Raw genomic sequence first — 11087 nt, forward strand, 5'->3', positions numbered from 1 at the left:
GACTGAGGATGCCGCCCGCCTGACTTCAGGCCCGGACGCCGCCCGCGTGACTGATGACGCGGACGCCGCCCACCCGATAGCGGATGCCGCCCGCCCGACTGATGACGCGGACGCCGCCCACCCGGTAGCGGATGCCGCCCGCCCGACTGATGACGCGGACGCCGATGTGCTCGGCGTGGTGGACCGGGAGAAGGCCTTGTTGACCGACCGGGTGCGCAGCGACCCCGATCGGGTCAGGGCGCTGCTGCATCCCCAGTTCACCGAGTTCGGTTCATCGGGTCGGATCTGGACTCGCAGCCGGCTGCTCGCCGAGATCAAGCCGATGCCGATGCGGGTGCGTTATGAGCCGATCGGTGCCGACCGGCTGGCCGACGACATCATTCTGCTGCGTTGGCGAGCGGTGAGCGGGCATGCCGAGTGGCTGCGCAGCTCGGTCTGGCAGCGCAGTGAGGGCGAGTGGCGGCTGCGTTTCGCTCAGGGGACGCCGGTCGCCAGGTAGTGGCTGCGCCAGGTGGTTGCTGGGTCGCTCGCACCAGGTAGCGGGAGGTCATGGGCCGCTCCCGCCCCGGACACGCTGGCGCGCCTACCCGGCCCGGGTTGGCTGCCCCGCCGGGAATTCCGGAAATGGCACCCTCGTTGACCGAAATCGCGCCTTGAAACGATGTAAGCGTAATCCAGCGTGCCGTTTTCCGAACCCTGACATGCCCAGTCGCTCCTGATGAGGCCGCTCAGGTGCCAGATCTCGCAGGCAGCGGATCCGGTCGGCCCCAACACTTCAGCGGGCGGCCCAGGAGCTGGCAGATCGCGCAGGCAGCCGATGGGTCGTGCCCCACAGCTCGGCGGGCGGCTGAGGCGCCGGCAGATCCTCAGACAGCACAACGGGCCCACCAGATGCGTGGGGCGGCCGAGGCGTCAGCAGGCCGGGTTCGGAATCCGGTCCGGACACCTCGGCCGTCCCACGGCACTGGTTCAGGACCACCTACGGTGTCCCCCTAAACTGTGCGGCATGTGTGCTCACATTCTCGCCACCGCTGCCTGGCCCTACGCCAATGGGCCCCGTCACATCGGGCACGTCTCCGGCTTCGGGGTGCCCTCGGACGTCTTCGCGCGGTACATGCGTATGTCGGGCCACCAGGTGCTGCTGGTCTCCGGATCCGATGAGCACGGCACCGCAATTCAGGTGAAGGCCGAGGCCGAGGGCCTGTCCCCGCAGGAGGCCGCCGACAAGTACCACGGCATCATCGTCGAGGACCTGCAGGGGCTGGGCCTCAGCTACGACCTGTACACCCGCACCACCACCGCCAATCACGCCGCGGTGGTGCAGGAGATGTTCGGCAAGCTGTACCAGAACGGCTACATCGTCGAGCGCTCGCTGCTGGGCGCGATCTCACCGTCCACCGGCCGCACCCTGCCCGACCGCTACATCGAGGGCACCTGCCCGATCTGCGGGTTCGAGTTCGCCCGCGGCGACCAGTGCGACAACTGCGGCCACCAGCTCGACCCCATCGACCTGATAAACCCGCACTCCCGGGTCAACGGTGAGGTTCCCGAGTTCCGTGAGACCACCCACTTCTTCCTCGACCTGCCCGCCTTCGCCGAGCAGCTCAACGCCTGGCTCGACTCCCGCGTCGACTGGCGGCCCAACGTGCTCAACTTCTCCTACAACTACGTCAAGGAGCTCAAGCCCCGGGCCATCACCCGCGACCTCGACTGGGGCGTCCGGATCCCGGTCGAGGGCTGGAGCGACGAGGAGCTCAAGCGCATCTACGTCTGGTTCGACGCGGTCACCGGGTACCTGTCGGCGTCCATCGAGTGGGCCAACCGGATCGGCGACCCGGACGCCTGGCGGGCCTGGTGGAACAACGAGGACGCCCGCTGCTACATGTTCATGGGTAAGGACAACATCGTCTTCCACTCGGTGATCTGGCCGTCCATGCTGCTGGGGGCCAACGGTGCCGGCAGCCGCGGCGGCATGCCAAGCGACTGGTTCCAGACCCTGAACCTGCCCACCGAGGTGGTGTCCAGCGAGTTCCTGACCATGAAGGGTTCCAAGGTCGACACCTCGCACGGCCACGTCATCTATGTCCGCGATTTCCTGCGCGAGTTCGGGCCCGATCCGCTGCGCTACTACATCGCGGTGGCCGGTCCGGAGGCCCGCGACACCGACTTCACCTGGGACGAGTTCGTCCGGCGCAACAACACCGAGCTGGCCAACGAGTGGGGCAACCTGGTCAACCGGTCGGTCTCGATGGCCAACAAGAACAACGGTGCCATTCCGCCCGCCCACGAACTCAGCCCCGTCGACAGCGAACTGCTCGCCGCCAGCAGGGCCGCCTTCGATGTCGTCGGCGACCTGCTCGCCCACCAGAAGTTCAAGCAGGCGATCACCGAGGCGATGCGGGTGGTCAGTCTGGCCAACCAGTACATCTCGCAAAGCGAGCCGTGGAAGATGAAGGACGACCCGGACCGCCGCGACACCGTGCTGCACGTGGCCCTGCAGGTGGTCTCGGACGCCAACACACTGCTCACCCCGTTCCTGCCGCACTCCGCACAACAGGTCTTCGAGCTGCTCGGCGGCACGGGCGTGTGGGCGGCACAACCCGAGATCCGGCAGGTGGACGAGGGAGAGGGGACGGCGTCCTACCCGGTGCTGACCGGAGACTACACCGCCGAGCAGGCCCGCTGGGAGTCCCGGCCGATCGTCGCCGGCACGCCGCTGCACAAGCCGACTCCGTTGTTCCGCAAGCTGGACGACTCGCTCGGCGAGACCGGCCCGGAGTGGGCGCCAATCGGTTAGCCCGACGAGCGGCCGGCCGACCACCCCTGGCCACCGGGGTGGTCCCGGCTGGCACTGCCGGGCGCCTCGAAGATGTCCGGCACCCCGTCGGCGTCCAGATCGGCCAGCGCGGCGAGCGCACGTCGGCGAAACCGGCGGTTGCGCGGAATCAGGATGACGCACGCCAGCACGGCGGCCAGCAGGGACGCTGTCAGGATGCCCACCTTGCCGATGTCGTCCAACGGGCTGCCCTGGCCGAAGCTCAGTTCGCTCACCAGCAACGACACGGTGAACCCGATACCCGCCACCGCCGCCAGCCCCAGCACATCCAGCCACGACAGATCCTCGTCCAGATCGATGCCACGCAAGCGGGTGGCGAGGAAGGTCGTCCCGGTGATGCCGACCATCTTGCCCACCACCAGGCCGAGGATGATGCCCAGCGCGATCCGATCGCCGAGCGAGCTGGTCAGGCCCGACCAGCCACCTACCGCCACCCCGGCTGAGAAGAACGCGAAGACCGGCACGCAGAATCCGGCCGAGAGCGGGCGAATGTGGTGTTCCAGCCGGTGTGCCAGCCCCTCCTCGCGGCTGTGCCGACCGCGAGGATGCACCGGCAGCGTGAAGGCCAGCAGGACGCCGGCAATGGTGGCGTGGACCCCCGAGTTCAGCAGCAGCGCCCAGGCCACCATGCCGATCGGCAACAGGACCAGCCACGTCGCGGCCAGCCGGCTTCGCAGCCGCCGCTCCCACAGGTTGGCCACCACCCCGTAGCCGATCACCACCCCAAGCGACGCGAACAGGTAACCGAGGTTGAGCTGCGAGGTGTAGAAGATCGCGATGATGGTGATCGCGATCAGGTCGTCCACGATCGCCAGGGTCAACAGGAAGGTGCGCATCGCGATCGGCAGACTCGACCCGATCACGGCCAGCACCGCCATTGCGAAGGCGATGTCGGTCGCGGTTGGGATCGCCCAGCCGGCCTGGCCCTCCGGATTGGGCTGGTTGACCAAGGCGTAGATGACCGCCGGCACCGCGACCCCACCGAATGCCGCTGCCACCGGCAACACCGCCCGGGCCGGGTTGCGCAGCGCGCCGGCCACGAACTCCTGTTTGAGTTCCAGACCGGCGATGAAGAAGAAGACCGCCAACAGCCCGTCCGCCGCCCAGTGGCCGACCGACAACCGCAGGTCCAGACCTGGCAATTCGGCGCCCAGGTAGGTGCTGCGCAAGGCGAAATAGCCGTCCTGCAGACCGCTGTTGGCGAAGACCAGCGCCGCCACGGCCGCGATCAACAGCAGGATGCCGCCCACCGACTCAGTGCGCAGCAGACCGCCGACGCGCTGCCAGTGGGTGATGGTTCGGGTCTGCTGGGTCATCGGTGTCCCCAATGCTGGTCGGAACAGGACGCGGCTGCCACGCCACGGCTGACCAGACTTCCCAGCTCACCTGACGCCCAGCCTACCAAGGCGGCCCGTTCCCGACCCCGGATCGCCGGGCGCACCCCGGATCGGTGTCTGCGGCGGGGCTGGTGCGGCCGGTTAGGCTCAAGGCGTGCTCAAGGATCGCCCCACCAGCCAGTGGCAGCCGAGCGACCACTTGACCGGCACCCTCGAAGATGCCCACCGGTTGCTGGCCGGGGCGTCCAGCGCGGTGGTGCTCACCGGCGCCGGCGTGTCGACCGAGTCCGGAGTGCCCGACTATCGAGGACCCAACTCGATGCGGGCGACCCCGATGCTGTACTCCGAGTTCACCGGCCACCCGACCGCCCGGCAGCGATACTGGGCCCGCAACTACCAGGGCTGGGCCACCATGTCGCGCGCCGAACCCAACACCGCGCACCACGCGATCGCGAAGTGGGAGCACTCGGGCCGGCCCTGCCCGCTGGTCGGGGTGATCACCCAGAACGTCGACGGACTGCACGAGGCGGCCGGCTCGCGGCGGTTGGTCACCCTGCACGGCCGTTCCGCCGACGTGATCTGCCTGCGCTGCGGACGGATGGTCTCGCGCGCCGACCTGCAGCACCGGCTCGCCGAGGCAAACCCGCAGGTCAGGATCAAGCCGTTCCTCGAGCACGCCGAGCTGCGTCCGGACGCCGACGCCGAGGTGGCCGACTGGCGCGGGTTCCAGGTGCCCGACTGCGAATTCTGCGGCGGCATCCTCAAACCAGACGTGGTCTTCTTCGGCGAGACCGTACCCAGGCACCGGGTGGCGACCGCGATGGCCTGGTGCGAGGGCGCGGGCGCCCTGCTTGTCGCCGGGTCGAGCCTCACCGTCATGTCTGGGCTGCGGTTCGCAAGGACGATGGCCAAGCAGGGCAAACCGGTCATCGTCATCAACCACGGCGCCACCCGGGCCGACGAACTTGCCAGCGTCCGGCTCGACCTCAACGTGGGCCGGGCGCTGGCTACGCTGGTGGCGGAGGTCTGACGATGGCAAACGCGTTACCGTCCCCGAACATCCAGCTGCGAACCGGGCTGCTGATTCCACAACTCGGCTTCGGCACCTACCTGATCGGCGTCGACGACGCCTACCGCGCGGTCAGCGATGCGCTGGAGGCCGGCTACCGGCACATCGACACCGCCCAGATGTACGGCAACGAGGCCCAGGTCGGCGCTGCGATCGCCGACAGCGGCCTGCCCCGCGACGCGGTCTTCATCACCAGCAAGCTCGACAACCCCTATCACCAGCCGCAGGCCGCCCGGGACGCGTTCGCCCGGACGCTGGACGACCTGCGGGTCGACCAGGTCGACCTGTTCCTGATCCACTGGCCGCTGGCCCGCAGCACCGACTACGTCGCAACCTGGCGCACCCTGCTCGAGTTCGAGGCGGACGGCCGGGCCCGCGCGGTCGGCACATCCAACTTCCAGGCGTCCCACCTGCAGGCGATCATCGACGCCACCGGGGTCGCGCCGGCCCTCAACCAGATCGAACTGCATCCCTACCTGCCGCAACGCGAACTGGTGCAACTGCATGGACGCCTCGGCATCGCGACCGCGGCCTGGTCGCCGCTGGCGCGCGGCCAGTTGCTCGCCGAACGGCGGGTACTGCAGGTGGCCCACGACGCCGGGCGCAGCCCTTCGCAGGTGGTGATCCGCTGGCACCTGCAGCGCGGCCTGGTGGTGATCCCGAAGTCGACCCGCCGTGACCGGATCGCCCAGAACGCCGATGTCTTCGACTTCGAGCTCACCGAACGGCAGATGGCGCTGCTGAACTCACTCGACCAGGACCGCCGGGTCGGCTCCCATCCTGACCGGGTGGAGTTGGATGACCGCTGAGTTGGGCCACAATGGGGCGGTGAACCTGCGCGCTGCCGATATCGAGACTGCTGCCGCGAACCTGGCCGGAGTGGCCAGGCGCACCGAACTGATCCGCAACGACCGGCTGAGTGAACTCACCGGCGCGCAGATCCTGCTCAAGCGGGAGGACCTGCAGCCGGTGCGCTCGTACAAGTTGCGCGGCGCCTACTACTTCATGAGTACCCTGACCGCGGCCGAGCGCGCCGCCGGGGTGATCTGCGCGTCCGCGGGCAACCACGGTCAGGGCGTCGCCTACGCCTGCGCGCACCTCGGCATCAGGGGCCGGATCTTCTGCCCGACCACCACGCCGCGGCAGAAGCGTGACCGGATGCTGGCGCTGGGCCGCAACTGGATCGAGCTGGTCTTCGTCGGCAACACCTACGACGAGGCCGCCACCGCGGCCGCCGCCGAGGCCGAGGCCACCGGTGCGGTCAAGGTGCACGCCTTCGACGACCTGCGCACCATCGCCGGCCAGGGCACCGTCGCCCCCGAGATCGTCGACCAGATCGGGCTGGCGCCCGACGTGCTGCTCGTCCCGGTCGGTGGCGGGGGGCTGCTGGCCGGCTGCCTGGCGTGGATGCGGGAACGCTGGCCCGCCACCCGGGTGATCGGGGTCGAGCCGGCCGGTGCGGCCAGCATGCAGGCCGCCCTGTGGGCCGGCCACCCGGTACGGCTGGACCACATCGACACCTTCGCCGACGGGGTCGCGGTGCGCACCGCCGGGGCGTTGACCCTGCCGATTATCCAGCAGAAGGGCTGCGAGTGGGCCACGGTGCCTGAGGGCCAGATCTGCAGCGAGATGCTCGACCTGTACCAGACCGACGGCGTGATCGCCGAACCGGCCGGTGCGCTCGCGTCCGCCGCGCTGCGCCGCCAGGTGGCCGTCGAGCCGGGCCAGACCGTGGTGGCCATCGTCACCGGCGGCAACAACGATGTCTCGCGCTACTCCGAGATCGTCGAACGCTCCCTGGTCTTCGAGGGACGCAAGCACTACTTCCTGGTCCAGTTCCCGCAGGAACCCGGGGCGCTGCGCAGCTTCCTCGACCAGGTGCTCGGCCCCAACGACGACATCACCCTGTTCGAGTACGTCAAGCGCAGCAATCGGGAGGTGGGCCCGGCCCTGGTCGGCGTCGAACTGGGTGACCCGGCCTCGCTGCCCGAGCTGCTGCGCAGGATGCAGAACTCGCAGTTGCAGGTCGAGGCGATCGACCCGGACAGCCCGTTCTACCGCTTCCTGGTCTGAACCCGGGACGCCGGACGCCGCCGGCGGCGCAGACCTCCCGAAAGCCCGCAACAGCCGATGTGCGAAGCTGGACAGGTGAGTCTGCAGTGGGAGACGATGGACGGCAACGAGGCAGCGGCGCGGGTCGCGCACCGGCTGAGCGAGGTCATCGCGATCTATCCGATCACCCCCTCGTCGGCGATGGCCGAGGCGTCGGACGCCTGGAGCGCCGCCGGTCGGACGAACCTGTGGGGCGAGGTGCCCGAGGTGATCGAGATGCAGTCCGAGGCCGGCGCGGCGGGCACCCTGCACGGCGCCATCACCAAGGGCACGCTGGGGACGACGTTCACCGCCTCCCAGGGCCTGCTGCTGATGATCCCCAACATGTACAAGATCGCCGGCGAACTGACCCCGGCGGTGATCCACGTCGCCGCCCGCACGATCGCCACCCATGCGCTGAGCATCTTCGGTGACCACTCCGACGTGATGGGCGCCCGGCAGACCGGCTGGGCGATGCTGTGCGCGTCCAGCGTGCAGGAGGCCCACGACTTCTCGTTGGTCGCCCACAGCGCAACGCTGCGATCCCGGGTGCCGTTCCTGCACTTCTTCGACGGCTTCCGCACCAGCCACGAGGAGAACAAGATCCAGCTCCTCGCCGACGCCGACCTGCGTGCACTGGTGCGCGAGGAGGACGTGCTGGCCCACCGCGCCCGCGGGCTGACCCCGGATGCCCCGCAGGTGCGCGGCACCGCCCAGAACCCGGACGTCTTCTTCCAGGCCCGCGAGGCAGCCAACCGCTACCACGACGCGGTGCCGGGCATCGTAGCCGACGTCTTCGACGAACTGGCAGCCCGCACCGGACGCAAGTACTCGCTGGTCGAGTACCACGGGGCGCCGGACGCCGAACGCGTCGTGGTGGTGATGGGCTCGGCGTGGGGAACCACCTGCGAGGCCGTCGACGAACTCGTCGCGCGCGGCGAGCGGGTGGGCGCGGCGACGTTGCGGCTGTACCGGCCGTTCCCGGCGTCCGAACTCATCGCCGCGCTGCCGGCCACCACCACCGCCATCGCGGTGCTCGACCGGACGAAGGAGCCCGGCGCAACCGGTGAGCCGCTGTTCGCCGACGTCATGGTCAGCGCCGCCGAGAACGGCCGGCACTTCAACGCCGGGATGCCGAAGGTGATCGGCGGGCGCTACGGCCTGTCGTCCAAGGAGTACAACCCTGCGATGGCGGCCGCCGTGTTCGCCGAGCTGTCCGGGCCGGAACCGAAACCAAGGTTCACCGTCGGCATCAACGACGACGTTACCCACCTGTCGCTACCGATCCCCGACGACTTCGACGTGCATTGCGACGCGCTGGCCGCGGTCTTCTACGGTCTGGGTAGCGACGGCACCGTGGGTGCGGCCAAGAACACCGTGAGGATCATCGGCTCGGAGGCCGGCCGGTTCGCACAGGGCTACTTCGTCTACGACTCCCGCAAGTCGGGTGCCACCACGGTCAGCCACCTGCGGTTCGGCGACCGTCCGATCAAGTCGGCCTACCTGATCGACGCCGCCGACTTCGTGGCCGTCCACCAGTTCGAGCTGCTCGGCCAGCTGCGAACCCTGGACATCGCCAAGCCCGGCGCGACTGTGCTGCTCAACTCCCCGCACGGTGAGCGAACCTGGGACGAGCTGCCGGTGGAGGTGCAGCAACTGATCCTCGACCGAGACCTGAAGGTGTGGGTGATCGACGCTGCCGCGGTGGCCCGCGAGGCCGGCCTGGGCAAGCGCATCAACACCGTCATGCAGCCCTGCTTCTTCTACCTGTCGGGGGTGGTTCCGCGCGAGCAGGCGTTGGCCCGGATCAAGTCGTCGGTCGAGGCCAGTTATGGACGCCGTGGCCGCACTATCGTGGAGCGCAACTACGCCGCCATCGACGCGTCCGTGGCCGCCCTGGCCCAGTTGGCGATCCCGGCCACCGCGGACGGGCTCGTCCACCGGATGCCGCCGATGCCCGAATCAACGCCCGACTTCGTCAAGCAGGTCACCGCGGTGATGCTGCGCGGCGAGGGCGACCTGCTGCCGGTCTCGGCGATGCCGGTGGACGGTACCTGGCCGAGCGGCACCTCCAGGTACGAGAAGCGCGGCATCGCCGCCGAGATCCCGATCTGGGACCCGAGCCTGTGCATCGACTGCGGCAAATGCGCCATCGTCTGCCCGCACACCGCGATCCGCATCAAGGTGACCCCCGAGTCGAACCTGGTGGATGCGCCGGAGGGTTTCCAGTCCAAGCTGTACAAGGACCGCAAGCTCACCAACCACCAGTTGATCGTGCAGGTGGCCCCCGACGACTGCACCGGTTGCGGCATCTGCGTCGACATCTGCCCGGCCCGGTCGAAAACCGAGGTGAAGCACAAGTCGATCAACATGGCGCCGCGGCGGGATCACCTGGAACGTGAGCGGGTCAACTTCGACTACTTCCTCGGGCTGCCCGAGATGGACCGCACCAGGGTTCGCAACGACCAGGTCAAGGGTGCCGCCCAGCTGCAGCCGCTGTTCGAGTTCTCGCTGGCCTGCTCCGGTTGCGGCGAGACCCCCTACATCCGCACCCTCACCCAGCTCTTCGGTGACCGGCTGGTGATGGCCAACGCCACCGGCTGCTCGTCCATCTACGGCGGAAACCTGCCGACCAGCCCGTACACCACCAACGCCGACGGCCGTGGTCCGGCCTGGAGCAACTCGCTGTTCGAGGACAACGCCGAGTTCGGGCTGGGCATCCGGCTGGCCTGGGAGATGCAGAACGCCCAGGCCCGCCGGCTGCTGGGCGACCTGGCCGGCCAGTTGGGCACCGACCTGGTCGCCTCCCTGCTGGGCGCCGACCAGTCCGACGAGGCTGGCATCGCCGCCCAGCGGGAACGGGTGGCCCACCTCAGGCAGGTGCTGTCGGATCTCGTCGACCCGCGGGCGGCCACCCTGTCGACCCTGGCCGACGAGCTGGTCGACAAGACCGTCTGGATCGTCGGCGGCGACGGCTGGGCCTACGACATCGGCTACGGCGGGCTCGACCACGTGCTCGGCTCGGGCCGCAACGTCAACGTGCTGGTGCTCGACACCGAGGTCTACTCCAACACCGGCGGGCAGGCGTCCTCGGCGACGCCGCGCGGCGCCACCGCCAAGTTCGCGTCGGCCGGGAAGTCGTCGCCCAAGAAGGACCTCGGCATGATCGCGCAGGCCTACGGGAACGTCTACGTCGCCCAGATCGCGATGGGTGCCAACCAGCAGCAGACCGTGCGGGCGCTGCTGGAGGCGCAGGCGTGGGACGGCCCCAGCCTGGTGATCGCATACTCGACCTGCATCGCGCACGGCATCGACATGGGCACCTCGATGACCCACCAGTCCGACGCGGTCGCCACCGGCTACTGGCCGCTGTACCGGTTCCGGCCCAGCGAGGAGGAGGGCAGCACCCCGCTGCACCTCGACTCCAGGGCGCCCACCGGTTCGGTGGCCGACTTCATGAGCCAGGAGGCCCGGTACTCGATGCTCAAGCGCGCCAACCCGGAACGGGCGGCCGAGCTGTTCGCGCTGGCCCAGGCGGACGCCGATGAGCGGTGGCGCTACTACAGCCAGTTGGCCGGCGTCCAGCGAGTGCTGCCGGGCGACCCGGTCGGCCTGCCGCAACCCGAACCCGGCCCGAAGGAGGACCGAGATGCCTGACCTGACCACGAGGTACCTGTCGATGGCGCTGCGGACGCCGATCATCGCGTCCTGCAGCCCGTTGACCGGACGCCTGGAGTCGCTGCAGGCCCTGGAG

7 protein-coding genes are annotated in these 11087 nt (G+C 69.2%); 6 read left to right on the top strand and 1 reads right to left on the bottom strand.

What is annotated here, in order from left to right; translation table 11 throughout:
• Positions 1-499: DUF4440 domain-containing protein (locus WBL05_RS06595; protein WP_424224609.1), on the top strand; the 499-nt coding region annotated here is incomplete at its 5' end.
• A gap of 507 nt (positions 500-1006) precedes the next feature.
• Positions 1007-2797 carry a methionine--tRNA ligase gene (gene metG / locus WBL05_RS06600; protein WP_424224611.1) on the top strand — a complete coding sequence of 597 codons (1791 nt, stop codon included), beginning with the start codon at positions 1007-1009 and terminating at the stop codon, positions 2795-2797.
• Here metG and nhaA read toward each other — a convergent pair.
• The gene (gene nhaA / locus WBL05_RS06605; protein ID WP_424224613.1) at positions 2794-4152 is read right to left on the bottom strand and encodes a Na+/H+ antiporter NhaA; all 1359 of its coding nucleotides are present in this window, start codon (positions 4150-4152) and stop codon (positions 2794-2796) included. The two genes, metG and nhaA, sit on opposite strands and share 4 nt — an antisense overlap.
• Positions 4153-4327: 175 nt before the next feature.
• Here nhaA and WBL05_RS06610 point away from each other — a divergent pair, with 175 nt between their 5' ends.
• From WBL05_RS06610 to nifJ, 4 genes are all read left to right on the top strand, one after another.
• Complete coding sequence (locus tag WBL05_RS06610) at positions 4328-5203, top strand: Sir2 family NAD-dependent protein deacetylase (protein WP_424224614.1); 876 nt, start codon at positions 4328-4330, stop codon at positions 5201-5203.
• A 2-nt stretch (positions 5204-5205) separates the two neighbouring features.
• Positions 5206-6051 carry an aldo/keto reductase gene (locus WBL05_RS06615; protein ID WP_424224616.1) on the top strand — a complete coding sequence of 282 codons (846 nt, stop codon included), beginning with the start codon at positions 5206-5208 and terminating at the stop codon, positions 6049-6051.
• Positions 6041-7315: a threonine ammonia-lyase IlvA gene (gene ilvA, locus WBL05_RS06620; RefSeq protein ID WP_424224618.1), complete on the top strand. Its 1275-nt coding sequence runs from the start codon at positions 6041-6043 to the stop codon at positions 7313-7315. The genes WBL05_RS06615 and ilvA overlap by 11 nt, the downstream gene beginning before the upstream one ends.
• Positions 7316-7390: 75 nt before the next feature.
• Complete coding sequence (gene nifJ / locus WBL05_RS06625) at positions 7391-10990, top strand: pyruvate:ferredoxin (flavodoxin) oxidoreductase (protein ID WP_424224619.1); 3600 nt, start codon at positions 7391-7393, stop codon at positions 10988-10990.
• Positions 10991-11087: the final 97 nt, after the last annotated feature.

This window comes from Brooklawnia sp. (assembly GCF_049651565.1).
GTDB lineage: Bacteria > Actinomycetota > Actinomycetes > Propionibacteriales > Propionibacteriaceae > Brooklawnia.